Source organism: Kocuria sp. UBA5001, from assembly GCF_002398425.1.
Classification (GTDB): Bacteria; Actinomycetota; Actinomycetes; order Actinomycetales; family Micrococcaceae; genus Kocuria; species Kocuria salsicia.
Genome location: NZ_DGYR01000021.1, coordinates 123,085 through 146,932, shown reverse-complemented (window position 1 = coordinate 146,932; position 23,848 = coordinate 123,085). Strand labels below are relative to the sequence as shown.

The 23,848-nt window shown below is 70.2% G+C and carries 19 protein-coding genes and 1 pseudogene; 9 read left to right on the top strand and 11 right to left on the bottom strand.

Going from position 1 to position 23,848, the window contains the following annotated elements:
* Positions 1-52: 52 nt before the first annotated feature.
* Entirely contained in the window at positions 53-3,124 is a 3,072-nt protein-coding gene (locus B3G12_RS11980; protein ID WP_144942557.1) for a bifunctional [glutamine synthetase] adenylyltransferase/[glutamine synthetase]-adenylyl-L-tyrosine phosphorylase, read from the bottom strand.
* A gap of 9 nt (positions 3,125-3,133) precedes the next feature.
* Entirely contained in the window at positions 3,134-4,477 is a 1,344-nt protein-coding gene (glnA, locus tag B3G12_RS11975; protein WP_094394173.1) for a type I glutamate--ammonia ligase, read from the bottom strand.
* Positions 4,478-4,760: 283 nt separating this feature from the next.
* On the opposite strand from glnA, the gene panB reads away from it, so the two are divergent.
* Entirely contained in the window at positions 4,761-5,609 is an 849-nt protein-coding gene (panB, locus tag B3G12_RS11970; RefSeq protein WP_144942556.1) for a 3-methyl-2-oxobutanoate hydroxymethyltransferase, read from the top strand.
* Between the two features lie 245 nt (positions 5,610-5,854).
* Here the strand turns inward: panB and B3G12_RS11965 are convergent, their stop codons facing one another.
* Entirely contained in the window at positions 5,855-6,031 is a 177-nt protein-coding gene (locus B3G12_RS11965) for an SPOR domain-containing protein (RefSeq protein WP_144942555.1), read from the bottom strand.
* Between the two features lie 182 nt (positions 6,032-6,213).
* On the opposite strand from B3G12_RS11965, the gene map reads away from it, so the two are divergent.
* Both map and ppgK read left to right on the top strand, forming a co-directional pair.
* Positions 6,214-7,110 carry a type I methionyl aminopeptidase gene (gene map / locus B3G12_RS11960; protein ID WP_144942554.1) on the top strand — a complete coding sequence of 299 codons (897 nt, stop codon included), beginning with the start codon at positions 6,214-6,216 and terminating at the stop codon, positions 7,108-7,110.
* A 73-nt stretch (positions 7,111-7,183) separates the two neighbouring features.
* Positions 7,184-8,017, top strand: a complete 834-nt coding sequence (gene ppgK / locus B3G12_RS11955; protein WP_144942553.1) for a polyphosphate--glucose phosphotransferase — start codon at positions 7,184-7,186, stop codon at positions 8,015-8,017.
* Between the two features lie 125 nt (positions 8,018-8,142).
* Here the strand turns inward: ppgK and B3G12_RS11950 are convergent, their stop codons facing one another.
* The 3 genes from B3G12_RS11950 to B3G12_RS11940 are packed head-to-tail and all read right to left on the bottom strand — an operon-like array spanning position 8,143 to position 9,970.
* Positions 8,143-9,048, bottom strand: a complete 906-nt coding sequence (locus B3G12_RS11950) for a Sir2 family NAD-dependent protein deacetylase (protein ID WP_144942552.1) — start codon at positions 9,046-9,048, stop codon at positions 8,143-8,145.
* Positions 9,048-9,509: a redoxin domain-containing protein gene (locus tag B3G12_RS11945; protein ID WP_144942551.1), complete on the bottom strand. Its 462-nt coding sequence runs from the start codon at positions 9,507-9,509 to the stop codon at positions 9,048-9,050. Before B3G12_RS11945 ends, B3G12_RS11950 begins: the two co-directional genes overlap by 1 nt.
* A 44-nt stretch (positions 9,510-9,553) precedes the next feature.
* Positions 9,554-9,970 carry a DUF3052 domain-containing protein gene (locus tag B3G12_RS11940; RefSeq protein WP_144942550.1) on the bottom strand — a complete coding sequence of 139 codons (417 nt, stop codon included), beginning with the start codon at positions 9,968-9,970 and terminating at the stop codon, positions 9,554-9,556.
* A gap of 366 nt (positions 9,971-10,336) precedes the next feature.
* Here B3G12_RS11940 and aceE point away from each other — a divergent pair, with 366 nt between their 5' ends.
* From aceE to B3G12_RS11910, 6 genes are all read left to right on the top strand, one after another.
* Positions 10,337-13,075: a pyruvate dehydrogenase (acetyl-transferring), homodimeric type gene (gene aceE / locus B3G12_RS11935; protein ID WP_144942549.1), complete on the top strand. Its 2,739-nt coding sequence runs from the start codon at positions 10,337-10,339 to the stop codon at positions 13,073-13,075.
* Between the two features lie 120 nt (positions 13,076-13,195).
* Entirely contained in the window at positions 13,196-14,431 is a 1,236-nt protein-coding gene (locus B3G12_RS11930) for a PucR family transcriptional regulator (protein WP_144942548.1), read from the top strand.
* A gap of 91 nt (positions 14,432-14,522) precedes the next feature.
* On the top strand, positions 14,523-15,434 hold the full coding sequence (locus B3G12_RS11925; RefSeq protein WP_186367284.1) for an ACP S-malonyltransferase: 912 nt from the start codon (positions 14,523-14,525) through the stop codon (positions 15,432-15,434).
* Positions 15,435-15,496: 62 nt separating this feature from the next.
* Positions 15,497-16,564 carry a beta-ketoacyl-ACP synthase III gene (locus tag B3G12_RS11920; protein WP_144942546.1) on the top strand — a complete coding sequence of 356 codons (1,068 nt, stop codon included), beginning with the start codon at positions 15,497-15,499 and terminating at the stop codon, positions 16,562-16,564.
* Positions 16,565-16,712: 148 nt separating this feature from the next.
* Positions 16,713-16,958 carry an acyl carrier protein gene (locus tag B3G12_RS11915; protein ID WP_055082136.1) on the top strand — a complete coding sequence of 82 codons (246 nt, stop codon included), beginning with the start codon at positions 16,713-16,715 and terminating at the stop codon, positions 16,956-16,958.
* Positions 16,959-17,081: 123 nt separating this feature from the next.
* Entirely contained in the window at positions 17,082-18,344 is a 1,263-nt protein-coding gene (locus B3G12_RS11910) for a beta-ketoacyl-[acyl-carrier-protein] synthase family protein (RefSeq protein WP_145009321.1), read from the top strand.
* Between the two features lie 324 nt (positions 18,345-18,668).
* Here the strand turns inward: B3G12_RS11910 and B3G12_RS11905 are convergent, their stop codons facing one another.
* The 5 genes and pseudogenes from B3G12_RS11905 to B3G12_RS11885 form a co-directional block, all read right to left on the bottom strand.
* Positions 18,669-19,172, bottom strand: coding sequence for a DUF3145 domain-containing protein (locus B3G12_RS11905; protein ID WP_144942544.1), 504 nt, complete (start codon positions 19,170-19,172; stop codon positions 18,669-18,671).
* A 202-nt stretch (positions 19,173-19,374) separates the two neighbouring features.
* Positions 19,375-20,289, bottom strand: a complete 915-nt coding sequence (locus B3G12_RS11900; protein WP_186366659.1) for a tyrosine recombinase XerC — start codon at positions 20,287-20,289, stop codon at positions 19,375-19,377.
* Positions 20,290-20,530: 241 nt separating this feature from the next.
* Positions 20,531-21,775 carry a DNA-processing protein DprA gene (gene dprA / locus B3G12_RS11895; RefSeq protein ID WP_144942543.1) on the bottom strand — a complete coding sequence of 415 codons (1,245 nt, stop codon included), beginning with the start codon at positions 21,773-21,775 and terminating at the stop codon, positions 20,531-20,533.
* Positions 21,772-23,382 carry a YifB family Mg chelatase-like AAA ATPase gene (locus B3G12_RS11890; protein WP_290500512.1) on the bottom strand — a complete coding sequence of 537 codons (1,611 nt, stop codon included), beginning with the start codon at positions 23,380-23,382 and terminating at the stop codon, positions 21,772-21,774. Before B3G12_RS11890 ends, dprA begins: the two co-directional genes overlap by 4 nt.
* 171 nt (positions 23,383-23,553) lie before the next feature.
* Positions 23,554-23,848, bottom strand: a pseudogene (locus B3G12_RS11885) (hypothetical protein); the annotation flags it as partial.

Genomic DNA, 23,848 nt, shown 5'->3' with positions numbered 1-23,848 from the left:
ACAGAACGCGCGCGGTGGGCGGCCAGCAGCCCCGGCAGTGTGAGGGAGGGACTCAGCGGCCGTAGAACAGCCGCTCGAAGACTGAGCGCGACTGCCGCGTGATCCGCAGGTAGTCCTCCTCCAGCTGCGTGGCGGAACCGGGCTCGTAGCCGATCCAGCGGGCGACCGCCTCGAGGTCCGCGCGACGGGAGGGCACGGAGTCGGAGGCACGTCCGGAGCGCAGCACGTTGCCGTTGCGGATGTCGGTGGCGAGCTTCCACGCGTGCTCGAGCACGGCGGCGTCCTCCGGGCCCACGAGCTCCGCGGCCACGGCGGCGTGCAGCGCAGGCAGCGTGGACGTGGTGCGCAGCTCCGGGACGTCGTGGCCGTGCTGCAGCTGCAGCAGCTGCACGAGCCACTCGACGTCCGAGAGACCTCCCCGGCCGAGCTTGACCTGCCGCGTGGGGTCGGCACCTCGCGGCATCCGCTCGCTCTCCACCCGGGCCTTCATGCGCCGGATGTCCACGAGCTGGCGGTCCGTGAACTCCGCGGGGTACCGGTAGCGGTCCACCACGCGGAAGAACGCCTGGGCCACCTCCTCCGAGCCGGCCATGTACCGGGCCCGGGTGAGGGCCTGGCGCTCCCACGTCTCGGACCAGCGTTCGTAGTACTCCGCGTAGGAAGCCACGGAGCGCACCTTCGCGCCGGACCGGCCCTCTGGGCGCAGGTCGTTGTCGATCTCCAGGATCCGCTCCGCCAGGATCGGTGGCGTGCACGGCTGCTTGAGCAGCTTGACCATGCGGGCGAGCACGCGTTCGGCGGCCTCCTGTGCCTCCTGAGGCTCTGCACCCTCCGCCGGCTCGTACGCGTACATCACATCCGCGTCCGAGCCGAAACCGATCTCCCGGCCGCCCTGCCGACCCATGGCCACCACCAGGATCTCGGCAGGCACCGACCGCTCGTTCTCCCGCTCGTACTCTGTGCGCGCGAGGTGCAGGGCCGCCATCACGGTGGCCTGGTCCACGTCTGAGAGCCCCGCCACCGTGGTCTCCACGTCCGCCACGCCGCTCGTGTCCGCCAGCGCGATGCGCAGCTGTTCGCGCCGACGGATCTGGCGCACCGCACGCATGGCCTCTGCTGCGTCCCGGTGCCGCGAGAGCTGGGCCCACATCTCCGTGACGAGCTCGTCGAGGGAGCGCGTGGCGAGCTTGGAGTCGTCCCCGAGCCACGCCGTGGACTCCGGGGAGGTCTCCAGCAGGTCCGACACGTAGCGGGAGCTGGAGAGGATGTGGCACAGCCGCTCGGCCGCGGCGTTGGAGTCCCGCAGCAGCCGCAGGAACCACGGGGTGGTGCCCAGCGAGTCGCAGACGCGGCGCAGGTTCAGCAGCCCGGCGTCCGGGTCCACGCCCTCCGCGAGCCAGTCGAGCAGCACGGGGAGCAGGGTGCGCAGGATCTCCGCACGTCGGCTCACTCCGCGGGACAGCGCCTCGATGTGGCGCATGGCGGCCTTCGTGTCCTGGTACCCCAGGGCGGCCAGGCGGTCCCGGGCGGAGTCAGTGGTCAGGGTCGTGTCCGCGGGGGCGTTGGCCAGCGCGGCTAGCATCGGACGGTAGAAGATGCGCTCGTGCATGGAGCGCACCGTCCGCTTGACCCGGGTCCACTCCTCCACGAGCCGCGGCGCCGTGGGGTGGGTGCGCGGTGCGGCGCCGTCCACGGAGCGGGCGACGACGGCGAGCTCGCGTTCGTCACGCGGCATCAGGTGGGTGCGGCGCAGGCGGAAGAGCTGGATCCGGTGCTCGAGCAGTCGCAGCCAGCGGTAGTTCTGACCGAAATCCTCGGCGTCCTTGCGCCCGATGTACCCGCCGGAGGACAGGGCGGCGAGGGACTCGGTCGTCGCGCGGGTGCGCACCGTCTCGTCGTTGCGCCCGTGCACGAGCTGCAGCAGCTGGACGGTGAACTCCACGTCCCGCAGACCGCCGGGGCCGAGCTTGATCTGCCGGTCCCGGTCGGCTTCGGGGATGTTCTCGGTGACCCGGCGGCGCATGGCCTGCACGGACTCCACGAATCCCTCCCGCTCGGCGGAGGACCAGATGAACGGGGCAATCGCGTCCTCGTATCGCCGCCCGAGCTCCTGGTCCCCTGCCACGCAGCGCGCCTTGAGCAGCGCCTGGAACTCCCAGGACTTCGCCCAGCGCTTGTAGTAGCGAACGTGGGAGTCCAGCGTACGAACGAGCGGGCCGTCTTTGCCCTCGGGGCGCAGGTTGGCGTCCACCTCCCACAGGGCGGGCTCCGGACCGGTGGCCATCATGGCCTGGGCCAGCAGGTGCGCGAGTTCAGTGGCGATCTCCGTGGCGGTGTTCTCGTCCGGGACCTCTCCGGACTCCGCGGCCCGGGTCTCCATCACGTAGACCACGTCGACGTCCGAGATGTAGTTCAGCTCGCGCGCGCCGCACTTGCCCATGCCGATCACCGCGAGGCGCACCTGCTCCACCACCGCGGGGTCCCACCGTTCGTTCGACTGGGCGCGGGCGAGGGCAAGACCTGCCTCGAGGGCGGCGCCGGCGAGGTCCGCGAGCTGGCGTCCGACCGCGGGCATGTACTCCACGGGATCGAGGGCGCCCACGTCGCGCACGGCAACCCGCGCCAGAGCCCGACGATAGGCCAGGCGCAACGCCTTCTGGCCGTCGGCACCGGTGACCGTGGCCACGGGGGTCTCCGCCTGCGGATCGGCACCCACCGACTCGAGCAGCGCGGCCCGCAGCGCCGCGGGCTGGTCCGTGCCGGGACGGACCTGAGGACGGATGTCGAGCAGGTCGAGGTTCTCGGGTGCGCGCAGCAGGAACTCTCCGAGCGCCTCGGAGGCACCGAGCAGCCGGAACATGGTCTCGGAGTCGGCGGGGTCCCCGTTGACGCGGCGGCCGATCTCCGGGTGCTGCTCCATGAGCCGCACCAGGAGCTGCAGGGCCACGTCCGGCGACGCGGCGTGGGACAAGCCCTCCAGCAGCGCCGGCAGCTCCACGGTGTCGAGTTCCGGGAAGCCGAGCCAGCGCCGGGCGTTCGTGACGTCCGCGAAACCGATCGCGATGAGCTCCTTCGCGGAGATCTTCTCCGCCCGTTCCTTCGCGCTGCCCGTCGCCCCGCTCACCGCGGCCACCTACAGGATGCCCAGGTTGGTGCGCAGCTCGTACGGCGAGACCTCCTGGCGGTACTGGTCCCAGTCGCGGCGCTTGTTGCGCAGGAAGTAGTCGAAGACCGTCTCCCCCAGCAGCTCCGCCATGAAGTCGGAGTCCTCCGTCTCACGGATGGCGTCGTGCAGGCTGCTCGGCAGCGGCTGGTGGCCCACGGCGCGGCGCTCGGCGCTGCTCATGGAGAAGACGTCGTCCATCTCCACTGGGGGCAGCTCGTACTCGTTCTCGATGCCCTTCAGCCCCGCCCCGAGCAGTGCCGCGTAGGAGAGGTACGGGTTCGTGGCGGAGTCGATGCCGCGGTACTCGATCCGCGAGGACTGCACCTTGTCCGGCTTGTAGAGGGGCACGCGCACGAGCGCCGAGCGGTTGTTGTGACCCCAGGACATGTAGGACGGGGCCTCGTCGCCGGCCCACAGCCGCTTGTAGGAGTTCACGAACTGGTTGGTCACCGAGGTGAACTCGGGTGCGTGGCGCAGCAGCCCCGCAATGAAGTGCCGCCCAGTCTGGGAGAGCCGGAACTCGGCACCGGCCTCGTAGAACGCGTTGGTGTCCCCCTCGAAGAGCGAGAAATGGGTGTGCATGCCGGAGCCCGGGTGGCGCGAGAACGGCTTGGGCATGAAGGTCGCGTAGATGCCCTGGGACAGCGCCACCTCTCGCACGACCGTTCGGAAGGTCATGATGTTGTCCGCGGTCTGCAGGGCGTCCGCGTAGCGCAGGTCGATCTCGTTCTGCCCCGGCCCGGCCTCGTGGTGGGAGAACTCCACGGAGATGCCCACGGCCTCCAGCATGCTCACGGCGCGGCGCCGGAAGTCCTGCACCACACCGCCCGGCACATGGTCGAAGTAGCCCTCGTAGTCCACGGGCACCGGCTCGCCCGTGGCGGGGTCGAGGTCCGGGGAGCGCAGCAGGTAGAACTCGATCTCGGGCGCGGTGTAGCACGTGAACCCCATGTCGGAGGCCTTGGCCAGCACGCGCTTGAGCACGCCGCGCGGGTCCGCTGCGGAGGGCTCGCCGTCCGGGGTCTTCAGGTCACAGAACATCCGGGACGTGGGCTCGTCCTCGCCGCGCCACGGCAGCAGCTGGAAGGTTGAGGGGTCCGGCTGCAGCAGCATGTCCGACTCGAAGACGCGTGAGAGTCCCTCGATCGAGGAGCCGTCAAATCCCAGGCCCTCCTCGAAGGCCGCCTCGACCTCCGCCGGGGCGAGCGCCACGGACTTCAGCGTGCCCACGACGTCCGTGAACCAGAGCCGGACGAAGCGGACGTCCCTGTCCTCGATCGTTCGGAGCACGAACTCTTGCTGACGGTCCATCGGTCCACCTCGGATTCCTCGGGCGTGCGGCACAGCGGTCTGGGAGCCCGAGCCGGTCCCCGGCCGGGCGTCGCCCCCACTCTAACGACACCCACCGACATCCTCGGCGCGCCCCGCAGCCCCGCCCTCGAACCCCGCGGACGACGCCGCCCGCACCCCGCCGCGGCGCCGGCCCCGCGAATCTCGGGGAATCTCGGGGCCATGCACCGCCGCGGCACCGCACCCGGGAGCTCAGGCCGACGGCCGCATCCGGGGCCCATGAAGCGCCCGGTAGGCTGGAGCCATGAGTGCTCCCCAGCCCGGTTCCGCGTCCGCCCGTCCCCTCGCTGAGGTCTCCCGCGTGCGCACCCTGCACCTGCAGCGCGCCAAGGACACCGGTGAGAAGTTCTCGATGCTCACGAGCTACGACGTCCTCACCGCCGGGATCTTCGACGCCGCAGGCGTGGACGTGCTGCTGGTCGGGGATTCGCTCGGCAACACCGTGCTGGGGCACGGCTCGACCCTTCCGGTGACGCTCGATCAGATGATCACGTTCGCCGGGGCCGTCGTGCGCGGCACGAACCGCGCCCTGGTGGTCGTGGACCTGCCGTTCGGCAGCTACGAGGAGTCCCCCGAGCAGGCGGTGCGCAACGCCGTGCGGGTGATGCGCGAGACCGGGGCGCACGCCGTGAAGCTCGAGGCGGGTGCGGCCCTGGCCGGGCATGCGGCGGCTGTGGTGCGCGCGGGCATCCCCGTGATGGGACACATCGGCTTCACCCCGCAGTCCGAGCACGCTCTGGGCGGCTTCCGGATCCAGGGGCGGGGCGACGCCGCCGCGCAGCTGCACCGCGACGCCCTGGCCGTGCAGGATGCGGGGTGCTTCGCCGTCGTCCTGGAGATGGTCTCCGCGGACGCCGCACGGGACGTCGAGCAGGAGCTGCGGATCCCCACCGTGGGCATCGGGGCCGGGAACGTGACCACCGGCCAGGTCCTGGTGTGGCAGGACATGCTGGGCCTGCGTACCGGGGCCATGCCGCGGTTCGTCAAGCAGTACGCGCAGCTGGCCGAGACCGCGCACGACGCCGTGGCGCAGTACGTGGCCGAGGTCCGCTCCGGCGCGTTCCCCGGCGAGGAGCACTCCTACCGCGGCTGATCAGGGGAAGCACGAACGCCCCGGTTGTCCTGTGGCCGGGGTCCCCCGACCGGCTGGACCGGTTGCCGGACCGGTAGGTGGGCTCGCGTACCTGCCGCGGACTGGCGCGTGGCGCGCCACCCGGGCCGGGGCTGGGAAGCCGTGCCGGCATCGTCGCCCGCCCCCACCCCGCGAGGCCTGTGAAGCACCGTGCAACCCTGAGGCCCGTGAGACCCGCGATGCCCTTGAGGCGCGTGACGAGGGACTCAGTCGCCGTTGAAGGCGGCGTCCTCGTCATCCCAGCGCTTGGTGTTCTGAGCCGCGCGCTCCAGGGCGTGTGCGGCCTCCTCGCGGGTCGCATAGGGGCCGATCAGCTGGCGGTAGTCGTCCTTGGCGCCCTCCTCGACCTGCTTGGTGTAGAGGTTGTACCAGTACTCGGCCATGTGCTTCCTCACTCTCCGGCGCCGCGCGCCGCATGCCCGCCCGGTTGGCGGGGTCGCGAACGGCCCGGGCGGAACGAGCCCGGGACCCAAGGCTTAGGGTAGTTGGTGAAGCAGGTGTTCGGCGCGCCACCACGTGCCCGGACCGCCCACCACGTGAACGCCCCAGGAGGCAGAGACCCACCGTGACCAGCCACAACCTCGAACCCGCACCCGGATCCACCGCGCCCCTGGGGGCCCTGAGCTCGGGAACCCTCACCCCGATGCGCCCGGTCCCCCGGAGCATCGAGCGCCCCGAGTACGTGGGCCGCGCGGAACCGGATGAGGGCCGTGCCTCGAACGTCTACACACCCGAGGAGATCGAGCTCGTCCGTGAGGCGGGACAGATCGCCGCGCGGGCGCTGCAGGCCGCCGGTGCCGAGGCGAAGCCCGGTGTCACGACCGACGAGCTGGACCGCATCGCCCACGAGTACATGTGCGACCACGGCGCCTACCCCTCCTGTCTCGAGTACCGCGGCTTCCCCAAGTCCATCTGCACCTCGCTCAACGAGGTGATCTGCCACGGCATCCCGGACTCCACGGTGCTGGAGGAAGGGGACATCATCAACCTGGACGTCACTGCCTACAAGAACGGGATGCACGGGGACACGAACGCCATGTTCCTCGTGGGGGACGTGGACGAGGACTCCCGCCTGCTCGTGGAGCGCACGCTGGAGGCCACCAACCGTGCGATCAAGGCGGTGCGCCCCGGGCGCGAGATCAACGTGATCGGCCGCGTGATCGAGAAGTACGCCAAGCGCTTCGGCTACGGGGTGGTGCGGGACTTCACCGGTCACGGTGTGGGCCGCGAGTTCCACACGGGTCTGATCGTGCCGCACTACGACGCCGCACCCTCCTACGCCACCGAGATGGTCCCGGGCATGATCTTCACGATCGAGCCCATGCTCACGCTCGGAACCATCGCGTGGGACCAGTGGGACGACGACTGGACGATCACCACCCACGACCGCATGCGCACCGCGCAGTACGAACACACCATGGTCGTCACGCAGGACGGTGTGGAGATCCTCACCCTCCCGTAAACTCGACGCGGGGGACGACGGCGTTCCGATCGGCCCCGCTCCAGTTCTCCACCGTGAACCGAAGGGACCGTTCATGAGCTCAGGTACTCCGCAGGGCGTCGTATCGCGGTACGGCATCGGCATTGACATTGGCGGCACCGGCACCAAGGGCGGGATCGTGGACCTCACCACGGGCCAGCTCGTGGGCGAGCGCTTCCGGATCCCCACGCCGCGTCCGGCCACCCCGGAGGCCGTGGCGGGTGTGGTCCGGCAGATCGTAGACGAGCTGCAGTCGCGACCGGAGGCCCCCGAGCCGGACAGCCACGTGGGCATCGTGTTCCCCGCCATCATCAAGAACGGCGTGGCGCTGTCTGCGGCGAACGTGGACAAGTCCTGGATCAACACGGACGTGGACGCCCTCATGACCGAGGCGCTGGGCCGCGAGGTCGAGGCCCTCAACGACGCCGACGGCGCCGGGCTTGCCGAGGCGCACTACGGTGCGGGCAAGGGCAAGAAGGGTCTGGTCATGGTCATCACCCTCGGCACCGGCATCGGCTCCGCAATGATCCTCAACGGCCAGCTCGTGCCGAACGCCGAGCTGGGCCACCTGGAGATCGACGGGCACGACGCCGAGACCCGCGCCTCCGCGGCCGCTCGTGAGCGCGAGCAGCTGCCCTGGAAGAAGTGGGCCACGAAACGGCTGCAGCGCTACTTCGAGCACGTGGAGTTCCTCTTCTCCCCGTCCCTGTTCGTGATCGGCGGCGGTGTGTCCAAGAACTCGGAGAAGTTCGTTCCCTACCTCGAACTGCGCACGCCGGTGGAGATCGCCGCGCTGCGCAACAACGCGGGCATCGTGGGGGCGGCACTGTGGGCGCAGCAGTGCCGTGAAGCGCAGGCCGCAAAGCCGGTCATCGACCCCGTGAAGTAGGCCGGGCCAGCACACGGCGGGCTAGGAGCCCGTACACAGAGCGAGACCCCGATGGTTTCCGCGGCTTCCCCTCCGCAGACCCTCGGGGTCTCGTTTCTGGAGTCTATGCGCTGATCCTGACGGGATCAAGCCCCCAGGTTCCGGGCCAGTTCCGTGAGGAAGCGGTCCACCGGCGCGTCCACCTTCACGGTGGCCAAGGCGTCTCCGCCGGTCACCCCGTGGTTGACGATCACCACGGGCGTCTGCGACCGCGCGGCCTGGCGCACGAACCGTCGTCCGGAGTTGACCGTCAGCGAGGAGCCGGCCACCAGCAGCACGTCCGCGCGCTGCACGATCCGCCGGCTGCGCGCCACCTTCTCGGCCGGGGCGTTCTCGCCGAAGAAGACCACGTCCGGTTTCAGCACCCCCTGGCACACGGGGCAGTCCCAGACCCGGAAGCCCGCCGTGTCCTCCACGGTGGCGTCCGCGTCCGGTGCGTACTCGATGTCCTGCGCGGAGGCCATGCCGTCGTAGAAGCCCGGGTTCAGCTCGTCCAGGTAGCGCGAGACCTGCTCGCGGGGGAACCGTGAACCGCACGCGGTGCACAGCACCCACGCGTAGGTGCCGTGCAGGTCCACCACGTCCACGGTCCCGGCCTTCTGGTGCAGCCGGTCGATGTTCTGGGTGATCACCCCGTCCACGTGTCCGGCGGCCTCGAGGCGGGCGATGGCCGTGTGCGCGGCGGTGGGCTCGGCGTCGGCGACGAAGTGCCAGCCGTACTGGTTGCGGGCCCAGTAGTGACGCCGGTTGGACACGCTGGACATGAACTCCTGGTACGTCATGGGCGTGCGCGGCGTGGCGTCCGGACCGCGGTAGTCGGGAATGCCCGACGGCGTGCTGACCCCGGCTCCCGTGAGCACGGCGATCCGCCGCCCGTCGAGCAGCTCGATCGCCCGGGGCAGACCGGCACGGGCGTCCAGCGCGTGCGGGTCCGGGAACTGGTCCTGCCGCGAGGGAGAGCCGTATCCGGCACGCAGCACCCGGAGGGGCATCAGGAACGCTGCAGCGACTCGAGGACCCGCCGCAGGTCCTCCCAGGCGCGCGGCTCGGTGATGTCCGCCGCGCTGACGTCCACGACCGTCCCGGCGGCGTCGACCACCACAGTGTGGCGCCGAGCGCAACCCTCCTCCGCGTCCATGACGCCGTAGGCGGAGGCGACCTCGCCGTGCGGCCAGAAGTCGGAGAGCAGCTCGAAGTCGTAGGACTCCTGGCGCGCGAAGGCGTCCAGCGCAAAGTGGCTGTCCGTGGACAGGCACAGCAGCGTGGCGTCGAACTCCTCGAACATGTCCGTGTGGTCCTGCAGGTGGCACAGCTCCTGCGTGCACACCGGGGAGAACGCGAACGGGAAGAACACCAGCACCACCGGCCGTCCCCGGTACTGGGAAAGGCTGCGGGGCTCGCCGTGGCGGTTGACCAGGGTGAAATCGGGTGCGGTGGAACCGATGACGCTCATGGGAGCCTTTCTTGCGGTGGGATCTGGGATCTGCCCGGCGCGGTTCAGAAGTTGCGCTTGGGTGCCAGTCGGGAGACCGACCAGTCGGAGGAGACGCGCGCGGTACTCGTGACGTGCAGCCCTGCGGTGGACGCCGCCTCCTGGATGTCCGCGGGAGAGACGTGGTCGTCGCGCCCGGCCTTGGGCGTGAGCAGCCAGACCACACCGCCGTCGTCGAGCGTGGTCTGCACGTCCACGAGCTCGTCCACGAGGTCGCCGTCCCCGTCACGCCACCACAGCACGACGGCGTCCACGACCTCCTGCGCGTCCTCGTCGAAGAGCTCCGCGCCGATGGCTTCCTCGATCTGCTCCCGCAGCCGCGCATCGACGTCGTCGTCGTAGCCGAACTCCTGGACGTAGTCGCCGTCCTTCAGGTTCAGCTGCTCCGCAATGCTCTCTTCGGGGGCTTTCGCCTCGCTCACCGTGTCTCTCCTTCTGCGCCGCGATCTCCGTGCGCTGTGATCCGGGGGTTCCACAGCACCGCGGAACGGTGGTGCAGAACCGTCGTCACCGTGACGGGAGTGCCAACGGTGCGTAACAAAGACAACACCGGATCCGGTGCACGTTCAAGCCCACGGGCGCCGGGCGGGGTGAGACACGCCCCGTGTGACGGCGTGTCCTCCGGGCGGTGTGACGGGCGGAACCGTGTTGTCGCAAGGGCTGAGCACGTAGCCTGTGACACGATGGATGGATGACGGGACCGGTCTGTGCAGGCCCCTTCCGTCGCACGGCACACCGCTCCGACACCGGGGATCCCGCAGCGCGGAGCTGACGACAGAGAGGTTCACGTGTCTTCTGACAGCAATCACCACATTTTGAGTGGGTTGACGAACAATCTCCAGGACGCGGACGCGCAGGAGACCCAGGAGTGGATCGAGTCCTTCGACGCCCTGATTAAGGCCCAGGGCACCGAGCGCGCACAGTACGTGATGCGCGCCCTCCTCCAGCACGCGGGAACGCACTCCGTGGGTGTGCCGATGGTGACCACCTCGGACTACGTGAACACGATCCCCGTGGACCAGGAGCCAGAGTTTCCCGGTGACGAGGAGATCGAGCGCCGCTACCGCGCGTTCCTGCGCTGGAACGCGGCCGTCATGGTGCACCGCGCGCAGCGTCCCGGCGTGGGCGTGGGCGGGCACATCTCCTCCTACGCGGGCGTCGCCACCCTCTACGAAGTGGGCCTGAACCACTTCTTCCGCGGCCCGGAGCACCCGGGCGGAGGGGACCAGGTCTTCTTCCAGGGCCACTCCTCCCCCGGCAACTACGCCCGCGCCTACCTCGAGGGTCGCCTCACCGAGGACCAGCTGGACGGGTTCCGCCAGGAGAAGACCATGGCCCCGAACGGCCTGCCCTCCTACCCGCACCCGCGCTGCCTGCCGGACTTCTGGCAGTTCCCCACGGTGTCCATGGGCATCGGTCCCATGAACGCGATCTACCAGGCGCAGTTCAACCGGTATCTGCACAACCGGGGCATCAAGGACACCTCGGACCAGCACGTCTGGGCGTTCCTGGGCGACGGCGAGATGGACGAGCCGGAGTCGCGCGGCGTGCTGCAGCTGGCCGCCAACGACAAGCTGGACAACCTGACCTTCGTGATCAACTGCAACCTGCAGCGCCTGGACGGGCCGGTGCGCGGCAACGGCAAGATCATCCAGGAGCTGGAGGCGTTCTTCCGCGGCGCCGGTTGGAACGTCATCAAGGTCGTGTGGGGCCGCGAGTGGGACGCCCTGCTCGAGGCGGACCACACCGGTGAGCTCGTGCGCATCATGAACGAGACGCTGGACGGCGACTACCAGACGTTCAAGGCGGAGTCCGGCGGCTTCGTCCGCGACCACTTCTTCGCCCGCTCCGCGGCCACCAAGGAGCTCGTGGCGGACTACACGGACGAGGAGATCTGGAACCTCAAGCGCGGTGCGCACGACTACCGCAAGGTGTACGCGGCGTACAAGGCGGCGCTCGAGCACAAGGGCCAGCCCACCGTGATCCTCGCCCAGGGCGTCAAGGGCTACGGCCTGGGCCCCCACTTCGAGGCGCGCAACTCCACCCACCAGATGAAGAAGCTGACGCTGGAGGACCTGAAGACCTTCCGCGACCACCTGCGCATCCCGATCACGGACGAGCAGCTCGAGGCGGACATCTACAACGCCCCGTACTACCACCCGGGCCAGGACTCGCCGGAGATCAAGTACCTGCAGGAGCGCCGCAAGGAGCTCGGCGGCTACCTCCCGGACCGCCCGCACCAGCAGCCGGAGATCACCCTGCCCTCGGACAAGGCGTTCGCGTCCGGGAAGAAGGGCTCCGGCAAGCAGCTGGCCGCCACCACCATGGCGTTCGTGCGCATCCTCAAGGACCTCATGCGGGAGAAGGACTTCGGCCATCGCATCGTGCCGATCGTCCCGGACGAGGCCCGCACGTTCGGCATGGACGCGTTCTTCCCCACGTCCAAGATCTACAACCCGAACGGTCAGAACTACCTGTCCGTGGACCGCGAGCTCATGCTGGCCTACAAGGAGTCCGCGCAGGGCGTGATCCTGCACCCGGGCATCAACGAGGCCGGTGCGACCTCCGCGTTCACCGCGGCGGGCACGTCCTACGCGACCCACGGCGAGACCATGATCCCGGTCTACATCTTCTACTCGATGTTCGGCTTCCAGCGCACCGGTGACGAGTTCTGGGCCGCCGGGGACCAGCTGGCCCGCGGGTTCATCATTGGAGCCACGGCGGGGCGCACCACGCTGACCGGTGAGGGCCTGCAGCACGCTGACGGCCACTCCCCGATCATCGCCTCGACCAACCCCGCGGTGATCCACTACGACCCGGCCTACGGGTACGAGATCGCGCACATCGTCAAGCGCGGCATCGAGCACATGTACGGGTCCAAGGACGAGGACCACAACGTCATGTACTACCTCACGGTGTACAACGAGCCCATCCACCAGCCGGCGGAGCCGGAGAACGTGGACGTGGACGGGATCGTCAACGGCATCTACCTCCTCAAGCCGGCCGAGACCGAGGGCCCCCGGGCCCAGCTGCTGGCCTCGGGCGTGGGCGTGCCGTGGGCGCTGGAGGCCCAGAAGATCCTGGCCGAGGAGTGGGGCGTCTCCGCAGACGTGTGGTCCGTGACCTCGTGGACGAACCTGCGCCGGGAGGCCATGGCGTGCGAGCACGCCGCGTTCATGCACCCGGAGAGCGGTGCGGCCACGCCGTACATCACGCAGGCGCTCGCCGGTGCCACCGGCCCGGTCGTCGCGACCACGGACTACGCGTCCGAGCTGCCGGACTTCGTGCGCCAGTACGTGCCCAACGACTGGGCCACGCTGGGCGCGGACGGCTTCGGCTTCGCGGACACGCGCGCCGGTGCCCGCCGGTTCTTCACGATCGACGCGCACTCCATGGTGGTGCGCACGCTCGAGATGCTGGCCAAGCGCGGCGAGATCGACTGGTCTGCTCCGGCCGAGGCCATCACGCGCTACGACCTCGCCAACCCCGCCGCGGGGAAGTCGGGCAACGCCGGGGGCGACGCCTGATCCCCTCGTGATCCTGGGCCACGACGACGCCGCCCCCGCGCCTTCCACGGTGCGGGGGCGGCGTCGTCCCCGGACCCGTGGGGGCGGAGCGCGCGTGCGCGCATCGACTACCCTCGACTCATGCCCACCGACGCCTCCGGGCCAGCCTCCCGCAAGTCACGCTCCAGCCGCCGGGTGACCTGGCCGCTGCGCAGCCGCCAGCAGGGCACGCCCCACCCGAAGACCCTCGAGAACCTGAAGGCAAACCTCGGGCAGGTATCCACGGTCGCGGTGCAGCGCCTGGACAACTCTCTCCCCTGGTTCTCGCAGCTGCGCCCGGACGAGCGCTCCGAGCTCGGGCTGCTCGCGCAGCGGGGCATCGCGTCCTTCGTGCGCTGGTACGAGAACCCGCAGGAGCCCGTGTGGGTGCTGACCGAGATCTTCAAGCAGGCGCCCACGGACCTGACCCGCTCCATCACACTGCAGAACGCGCTGCAGGTGCTGCGGATCGTCGTGGACGTGGTGGAGGAGAAGGTTCCGGAGCTCGCGCAGCACAACGACGAGGTGGCGCTGCGCGAGGCCGTGCTGCGCTTCTCGCGGGAGGTCGCGTTCGCCGCCGCGGACGTCTACGCCCGGGCCGCCGAGAACCGGGGTTCGTGGGACGCCCGGCTCGAGTCCCTGGTGGTGGACGGGATCATGCGGGGGGACCACTCGGATTCCATGCGTTCCCGCGTCTCCGCGCTCGGCTGGACGGACGCGGGGGACGTCACGGTGATGGTGGGCCGCGCGCCGGCCACCACTGGACCGGTGGGTGTGGAGCGCATCCGCCGCGCCGCGGGACGCCACGCCGCAGAGTGCCTTGTAGCCATCCAGACGGACCGCCTCGTGCTGGTGCTGGGAGGGTTGCGTGACCAGACCCAGTCCCTCGCCCGGCTCGCGGCCGTGTTCGGGGACGGCCCTGTGGTCCACGGTCCGACGGTCGGCTCCGTGTTCGACGCCAAGCAGTCCGCCGACCGCGCCCAGGCGGGGCTGCGGGCGGCGTCGGCGTGGCCCCAGGCACCGCGGCCCACGGCCTCCGAGGACCTGTGGCCCGAGCGCGCCATCAACGGGGACCCGCTCGCGCTGCGCTCCATGGTGGAGGCGGTCTGGCAACCGCTCTCCGCCTCCTCCACCGGTCTCGTGGACACGCTGACCACCTACCTCAGCGTGGGGCACTCGCTCGAGGCCACCGCGCGCGAGCTGTTCGTGCACGCCAACACGGTGCGCTACCGGCTGCGCCGCGTCAGCGACATCACCGGCTGGGACCCCCTGCTGCCCCGGGACGCCTTCGTGCTGCACTGTGCGGTGCTCGCGGGGCGCCTGAATCCGGGCGGGTGACACGCAGTTGTAGGACCTCCACAAATCTTGCCCCCCGGCTTGGTGACACCGCATGGGCGTCATGTGCCGCGTGACTTGGTGGAATGAACTGGTGATTGCAGTTGTCTGCCCCGGACAGGGGTCCCAGAAGCCAGGTTTCCTCACCGAGTGGTTGACCGTCCCCGGCGTCCAGGAGCATCTCGCGCAGCTCTCGGACGCTGCCGGGCTGGACCTCGCGCACTACGGCACGGAGGCGGACGAAGAGACGATCAAGGACACCGCCGTCGCCCAGCCGCTGATCGTGGCCGCCGGCCTCGTGGCGGGGCGCCTGCTCGCCCCGCAGCTCGAGGCCCGGGACGACGTCGTGATCGCCGGACACTCGGTCGGCGAGATCACTGCCGCGGCACTCGCAGGGGTGCTCACCGAGGCGGACGCAATGCGTTTCGTGCGCGTGCGCGCCGCGGAGATGGCCCGAGCGGCCGCCGACACTCCCACGGGGATGGCCGCAGTGCTGGGCGGCAAACCGGACGATGTCGCCGCCGCCTTGGCCGCGGCGGGGGTCACCGTCGCGAACGCGAACGGGGGCGGGCAGGTGGTCGCGGCCGGTACCGAGGAGCAGCTCACCGCGCTGGCCGAGAACCCGCCCACCCGCGCCAAGGTCGTGAAGCTGAAGGTTGCGGGCGCCTTCCACACCAAGCACATGGCGCCCGCCCTCGCACCCCTGCGTGAGCTTGCGCCGCAGCTGAACCCCCAGGATCCCCGCGTCACGCTGCTCAGCAACTTCGACGGCGCTGCCGTCACCGGCGGAACCGCCGTGCTCGAGTCTCTCGTGGAGCAAGTGTGCCGCCCGGTGCGCTGGGACGCCTGCATGGAGACGATGGCCGAGCTGGAGGTCTCGCAGATCGTGGAGCTGCCCCCCGCTGGGACCCTCGTGGGACTCGCGAAGCGCGGTCTCAAGGGCGTGCCAGCCACCGCGGTGAACACACCGGAGGATCTCGAAACGGTGCGGAGTACCCTGACCTGAGACGTGTGCCCACCGCACACCCCACTCGCCGAGAACCGCACCTTGTTAGGAGTCGACCTTCCGTGGCGACCTTGAAACAGAACACCCCGAACGCCCACACCCGGATCCTGGGTATCGGCGCCTACCGCCCCTCCGAGATCGTCACGAACGAAGACGTCTGCCAGTGGATCGACTCCTCGGACGAATGGATCGTCAAGCGCACCGGCGTCCACACCCGCCACCGCGCACCGGCGGACGTGTCCGTGATCGACATGGCGGAGCACGCCGCCCGTGAGGCCATGGCCGCCGCCGGGGTCACCGGCGAGCAGCTGGACGCGGTCATCGTCTCCTCGGTGACCTTCCCGTACCTCACGCCGTCGTGCGCCGCCCTGCTCGCGGACCGCCTGGACGCCACTCCCGCCGCCGCGTACGACATCTCCGCCGCGTGCGCAGGCTACTGCTACGGCGTGGCCCAGGCGGACGCCCTCGTGCGCTCCGGGGACTCGGACCACGTGCTGGTCATCGGCGTGGAGAAGCTCTCCGACGTCATCGACAACACCGAGCGCTCCATCTCCTTCCTGCTGGGCGACGGCGCCGGCGCCGTGGTCATCGGCCCGTCCGACGTTCCCGGGATCAGCCCCTCCGTGTGGGGCTCGGACGGCTCCAAGTGGGATGCCATCCGCATGACGCACCCCCTCACCGATATCCGCGCCGTGGAGCAGGGCGGGCAGCGCACCTTCTCCAAGGACCTCGTGGACCCGGAGACCGGCGAGATGCCCGAGGACGCCACCCTGTGGCCCACCCTGCGCCAGGACGGGCAGACCGTCTTCCGCTGGGCCTCGTGGGAGGGTGCCCGTGTGGCCAAGGAGGCGCTGGAGGCCTCCGGTCTGGAGCCCGAGGACCTCGCGGCTTTCGTGCCCCACCAGGCCAACATGCGCATCATCGACCAGATGGTCAAGGTGCTGAAGCTTCCCGAGTCCGTCGTCGTGGCCCGGGACATCGCGGAGGCGGGCAACACCTCCGCCGCGTCCATCCCGCTGGCCACCCACCGCCTGCTCGCGGAACACCCCGAACTCTCGGGCAAGCCCTCGCTGCAGATCGGTTTCGGGGCCGGTCTCGTGTACGGAGCGCAAGTGGTTCTTCTGCCCTGATCCTCCCCCGTGCGTGTCGTAGGGTTAGACCGCACACCTCTTGTCCTGCAGCGTTCCGAGTGATCGGACGCCCCGCCCGGAGGTTCTTCCGAACCCCCGTGTGACTCAGTACGGTTGCGCACTGCGACCTCTAGGAAAGGAAGCCGATATGGCGAGCAAAGACGAAATCCTGGCCGGCCTGGCCGAGATCGTGAACGAGGAGACCGGACTCGAGACCGAGGCCGTGCAGCTCGAGAAGTCCTTCACCGAGGACCTGGACATCGACTCCATCTCGATGATGACCATCGTGGTCAACGCCGAGGAGAAGTTCGACGTGACCATCCCCGACGAAGAGGTCAAGAACCTGAAGACCGTCGAGGACGCCGTCAACTTCATCGACAACGCCCAGGGCTGAGCCCACGGCGCGCGGTGGCGTGCCCCTTGTCAGCACGAGGGGCACGCCACCTCCGTCCTACCAGGCGGTTGGTCATCCCCGCCCCTGGAACACCTGCGATTTCGGACACGAGGAAGTGCAAACATGTCCCGCAAAGTAGTGGTCACCGGTCTCGGCGCCATCACGCCGATCGGTGAGAACGTCCAGGAGACCTGGAAGAACGCTCTCAAGGGCGTCTCGGGCGTCCATGCCCTGACCCAGGACTGGGTGGAGAAGTACGACCTGCCCGTGCGCATCGGTGCCACGTCCCCGAAACCCTCGGAGGACGTCGTCTCCCGTGTGCAGGCCAAGCGCCTGGATCCCTCGGGTCAGCTGTCCGTGGCGGCCGCGCGCGAGGCCTGGACCGACGCCGGGTTCTCCGGTGCGGACGCCGACACGAGCGACGAGCTGGACCCCACCCGTGTGGGCGTGGCCTTCGGCACCGGCATCGGTGGCGTGTGGACGCTGCTGGACGCGTGGGACACCCTCGTCGAGAAGGGCCCCCGCCGCGTCAAGCCCATGACGGTCCCCATGCTCATGCCCAACGGCAACGCCTCCTCCGTGAGCATGGAGTTCAAGGCCCGCGCGTGCGCCATCACTCCCGTGTCCGCGTGCGCCTCCGGCACCGAAGCCTTCTTCCAGGGCCTGAACCTGATCCGCTCCGGCAAGGCGGACGTGGTGATCGTGGGCGGCGCCGAGAGTGCGATCCACCCCATGACCATCGCCGCGTTCAACTCCATGCAGGCTCTGTCCCGCCGCAACGACGACCCCGAGCACGCCTCGCGTCCCTTCGACATCGACCGCGACGGCTTCGTGATGGGTGAGGGCGCCGGTGCCATCGTGCTCGAGTCCGAGGAGCACGCCCGCGGCCGCGGAGCCCGCATCTACGCCGAGCTCGCGGGTGCCGGTCTCAGCGCGGATGCCCACCACATCACGGCGCCGGCCACCGGCGACGAGGGCGGCCCCGCACGCGCCCTGCGCGAGGCCATGGTCTCCGGGGACATCGACCCGGCGGACATCAAGCACGTCAACGCCCACGCCACCTCCACCCCGGTAGGGGACGTGCCCGAGGCGGGCGCGCTGCGGGCGGCCTTCGGATCTGCCGTGGACGACATGGCTGTCTCGGCCACCAAGTCCATGACCGGTCACCTCCTGGGCGGCTCCGGGGCCGTGGAGGGTGTGCTGACCGTGCTCGCTCTCACCGAGCGCATGGCACCGTGCACCATCAACCTGGACAACCAGGACCCGAAGATCGACCTCGACGTGGTGACAACTGCCCGTGAACTCCGCCCAGGGGACATGGTCGCGATCTCCAACTCGTTCGGCTTCGGCGGCCACAACTCCGTGGCGGCGTTCCGCTCGCTCTGAGATGCTGGACACGCTGACGCCCTGGAGGCTCTAGAGGCCCTGACTCCCCGAGTGCGGAGAACCCCGGTCACCTTTTACGGAAGGTGACCGGGGTTCTCTCACGTCCGTGGCAGGTCCCGCTTCTCGACACTCGGTTCGCCACACGCTGTTCTCGGCGCAGCGATCTCCACGCAGGGTTTGCTCTGCACAGCTCACGACGAGCAGTCATCCAGGCACGGTCGTCGCAGTGCGGGCAATGACGCAAGCCCCCGCAACGGAACGGGGACAGGAAAGCTTGGACGGCCGCGCCGGGCGGCTCACAGAGAACGTTGGAAGGTCTCGGTCTCAGCCCACGCGGTGCAGCCAGCGCACCGGAGCTCCCTCTGCGGCGTGACGGAAGGGCTCGAGCTCCTCGTCCCAGGCCTCCCCCAGCGCGAGGGAAAGTTCGGAGACGACGGCGGAGGGGTCCCCCCCAGCCGCCTCGAAGGCGTAGCGGATGCGGTCCTCACTCACGCAGATGTTCCCGGCGGCGTCCGTGGTGGCGTGGAAGATGCCGAGGTCCGGGGTGAAGGACCACCGGGAGCCGTCACTGCCCTGGCTCGGGTTCTCCGTCACCTCAAAGCGGAGGCGTCCGAGCGTGCGCAGGGCAGAGGCGAGAAGGGCGCCCGTCCCTGCGCGGCCAGACCACTCCAGTTCGGCCCGCACGCACCCGGGTTCGGCGTTCTGCGGGGTCCACTGTAGATCCGTTCGGCCACGCGAAACGGCTTCCAGGGCCCACTGGATGTGGGGGCACAGCGCCTGCGGTGCGGAGTGCACGTAGAGCACACCCCGCGTGGTGGGTGAAGACATAGCCTGTTCCTCCGTTGTGTAGGTACGTCTTCCCCAACGTCCTGCACGGAGGCCCCAGCCGTGTCACCCGGCGCCCATGTTCAGTTTTCGGAGTCAACCGGGTGGAGCTGTGCGGATTCGAGGCCGCGCGAGCCGCCGGTCGCTCTCATTGTCCAGCAGGGCCCATCGACGGTCAACCCGGAGTCTGCGGGGAGGGCAGAAGTCAAGCCCGCGGGTGCGCCTGTGAGTAAGCACTCTTCAGCCGTTCCACGGAGACGTGCGTGTAGATCTGCGTGGTCGCCACCGTGGAGTGTCCGAGGAGCTCCTGCACCGTTCGGAGATCCGCTCCTCCGTCCAGCAGATGTGTCGCCGCACTGTGGCGCAGGCTGTGCGGCCCGCGGGCACTCGTGTCCGGGACGCCGCGCAGGGCCTCGCCCACGACGCGCCGCGCCACCCGGGGGTCGATCCGGGCGCCGCGGGCCCCCACGAACACGGCGTTGCCGGCCGCGGGTCGCGCAAGGGTGCGGCGCCGGTGGAACCACAGGGCCAGTGCCTCCCCCGCGGCGTCTCCGTAGGGGATCCTGCGCTGCTTGTCGCCCTTGCCGGTGACCGTGAGCACGTGGTTCACGGCGTCCACGTGCGAGCTGTCCAGGCCCACGAGTTCGCTGATGCGGGCCCCGGTTGCGTACAGCAGCTCGAGCAGAGCCCAGTCGCGGGCGGCGCACGCGGCGGCCTGCTCGTCGTCGTGCTCCCCGAGGGCTGCATCCGCAAGGTCGTCCAGCATGGTGGCCAGTGCCGCGGCTCCGACCACGTCAGGGAGGTGCCGTGCCGGTCGCGGACCGCGCAGTCCGGACGCGGGGTCGTGCCGCAACCCCTGGGTGTCCACAGCCCAGCGGAAGAAGGTGTGCACGGCGGCGATCCCCCGGGAGACGGAGCTGCGCGCGAGCCCCCGCTGGTGACGCTGCGCGAGCCAGCCCCGGAGCGCGTCGCGGTCCAGGAGGTCCATGGCGTCGATCCCGGTGTCCCGCATCCAGTTCGAGAGGTCCATAACATCGCTCGTGTACGAGCGCACGGTGTGCTCGCTGCGGGAGCGCTCCAGCGCGAGGTGTGCCCGGAACTGCGGCAGGTACGCCTCCAACGGTCCCGGCGCAGGGCTGTCACCGTGCGGCGAAGCGGACTCCCCCGGGGTTACGGATCGGCGCTCCTCCTCAGCTCGGCGCTCCCCATCACCTCGACACACCTCCGAAGATCGGCTCACCTCCGGGACAAGCCCGGTCGAGCCTTCCGCGCCACGACGCTGCGGTGGGGCTTCCCGCCCGCGCCGCTGCCCAGCGTTCTCCCCTGCCCGGTCAGCGGCTCGAGATGACGACGCGCGCTGCTCACGAGCCACCGCTGCGTCGTGTGCCCAATCGTCCATGCGGTGAGCCTACCCGTCGCCAGCCGAGCAGCGAGTCCGTGGCCAGCCCAAGCTCCCGCAGCTGCGCAAGACTCGTGAGCACCTCCCCCGGCCCGAGTCCGGAGACACGACACAGCTGGGAGGGGTCCGCATCCGTGTGCAGGGGCAGGGCATCGAAGACCCGAAGCTGCACGGGATCCAGTCGGTCCTCAGGCCTCTGGTCCCGGCCCGCCCTCTGGCTGCGGACCTCCTCAGCTGCCGCATTGCCGAGGGAACCCAGGAGTTCGAGCACCTCTCCGCCGGTGCTCACGAGCACCGCGTGGTCCTCCCGCACGAGCCGGTGGCATCCCGCGGATCCCCCGACGAGCACGTCCCCCGGCACGGCGGCTACCTCCCGGGAAAGACCTGCCGCGTGCCGAGCGGTGTTCAGGGCACCGGAACGCCACGCAGCCTCGGTGACGACCGTGGCGCGGGTGAGGGCAGCGATGATCCTGTTGCGTTGCAGGAACCGGTACCGAGTGGGAGCGCACCCCAGGGGGACCTCGCTCAGGACCGCGCCGCGGTGGCAGATCCGACCCAGAAGTTCGGCGTTCGCCACGGGGTAGACCCTGTCCACCCCGCAGGCCAGCACGGCCACGGTGGTTGCGTGCTCCGCCCCGGTCTCGAGGGCGGTCTGGTGGGCGACGGCGTCGATCCCGTAGGCACCGCCGGAGACCACGCACCAGCCCGCCTCGCACAGCTCGCCGGTGATCATGCGCGTCACTGCGGAGCCGTAGGCGCTGGCATTGCGCGATCCGACCACGGCCACGCTGCGCTCCAGACGGTTGAGGGCCGTGCGCTCGCCCCTGCCCCACAGCACGATCGGCTGCTGAATCCCCAGGAATGCGAGCTGGGCCGGCCAGTCGGCATCCTCTGGGATCACGGTCCACGCGTCGATCTGCTCCGCGTGGCGCGCGTCCGTCGCGGGATCGGGCACGGGCAGCCGCGCACGCCACGCCGCGAACCGGTGGGCGAGATCGGGAGTCCCCGCACCGGGCAACGCCTCCTGCGCGGCCTTCCGGTACACGGACACGAGCGCCGCGCTGGGTGTCTGCAGCTCGCTGATGCTGCGCCACAGCACCTCGGGACCCAGGGCTTCCAACAGGAGCAGACCCGCGACGTCGCTAGGCTCGATCACCCGCGCCAGGCGCACGCGGCAGGCCCGGACGGAGGAGGAATCAGCGCTCATGCCGTCACCGTCGTCTTGAAATAAAGAGCCAGCTGCACGTGCTCCGGGGTGGGGACGGTGCTCCCGGCCAGGTCCGCGAGCGTCCACGCCACCCGGAGGACCTTCACGAATCCCCGGGCAGTGAGTGTCCTGCGCTCCATGGCGGCACGCAGGGGCTGGACGGCACGCGTCCCCGGGGACAGCCGCCGGTGCAGCAGCGAACCGGGAACGGTGCTGTTGAGCCGACAGCCCACGGCCGCGAGACGTTCCACCTGGGCCCTGCGGGCCGCGAGAACGCGTGCGGCGACGGTCGCGCTGTCCTCGGGCCTTGTGTCCCCGGTGGAGCTGAGTTCCCGGTACGTGACGGCCGGCACCCGCAGCTGCAGGTCCACCCGGTCCAGCAGCGGCCCGGAGAGCTTGCCAAAGTAGTGCCGTCGTTGCACCGCGCTGCACGTACAGGTCTGACCGGTTCCGCCGGCGTTGCCGCACGCACAGGGGTTGGCGGCCAGCACGAGCTGGAACCTGGCGGGATAGTGCGCCACGGACTGCGCCCGGGCAATCGTCACGCTTCCCAACTCGAGGGGCTGCCGCAGCGCGTCGAGGACCCGCCGGTCGAACTCGGGTGCCTCGTCCAGGAACAGCACCCCGCGGTGGGCCAGGGAGATGGCCCCGGGACGGGGCATGCCGCTGCCACCTCCGCACAGGGCCGGGAGCGTGATGCTGTGGTGCGGTGCCTGGAACGGCGGACGCCGCACGAGGGCCGAGCACCCGTCGTCGCCGCGCAGGGAGTGGACCGACGTGACCTCCAGAGAGTCCTCGTCCTCGAGGTCCGGCAGGATGCCCGGCAGCCGCTCGGCGAGCATCGTCTTGCCCGCACCCGGCGGGCCGACCATCAGGAGGTGGTGCCCGCCCGCCGCCGCAATCTCCAGGGCCTGACGCCCTTCGACCTGCCCGACGACGTCCCGCAGGTCACGGACCGGCTCCTCCCCGGCCCCGCTCCCCGGGGTGGGACCCCGTCCCGCGCGGGTGACAGATGACACACTCAGGCGCTGGAGCAGCGCGGGATCGGCCCCGTGCTCCACCAGCAGCTCCGCGAGGTGACGCGCGGAACTCACGGAGGCGCCCGACACCAGCTCCGCCTCGGCCCTGTTTTCCTCCGCGACCACCACACGGGTGATTCCGGCCCGCACGGCGGCCAGGACCGAGGGAAGCACGCCGCGCACGGGCCGCAGGGACCCGTCCAGGCCCAGCTCCGCGTAGAACACGGTGTCAGGGGGTACGCGGATCACCCTCTGCGCGCTGAGCACGGCCATGACGACGGCCACGTCGAAGTGCGAACCACGCTTGGGCAACGTGGCGGGTGAGAGGTTTACCGTGATCTTGCGAGGGGCCAGTGGCACCCCGGCATGTCGTGCCGCGGAACGGATGCGCTCCTTCGACTCGTTCACCGCCTGGTCCGGCAGCCCGATGATCGTGAAGGCCGGGAGGGACTGGCCGATGTCCGCCTCCACCTCCACCACGTGGCCATCCAGCCCCACGAGGGCCACGCTGCGGCTGCGTGCAAACCCACTCACGTCCCCACCACCGCTGCCGGCCGGGCCCCGCGCAATCACCCCTGAAGTAGTCATGCGTCCACCGTGCCCGAGGGCCCGCCAGAGGGCCGGAGCGCGTGAGAGATGTGCAGTGCGCACGCCGCGGGGTGGGGACCGGGGATTCGCGCGGCGGGCAGGTCGCCGGAACGCTGGACGGCCGCGCACTGTCCGCCTCACCCAGCGGCTCAGCCGACTTCTACAGGAGGATTATCCAACGTCCACCACGCGACCCTGTGGGCTGGAGGCAGCGAATTCTCCCGTCGCGCCCGACGGATCGGCAGGACGCAGGGCCCCGGAGGCGATCTGGGTGCCTGTCGGCACCGGCTCGGGCTGCTCAGGCGCTGTCGCCACGGGATCGGTGACCGCCGCATCCGTGTCGACAGGGGCTGGCGTCTGAGGGTCGAGCGCACCCGGGTTCGGGGGATCCGGCACCGTGGGCTGCGAGAGTTCGGGGTCCGGATCGACGGGGTTGGGGTCGACGGGGCCCGGATCGACGGGGTTG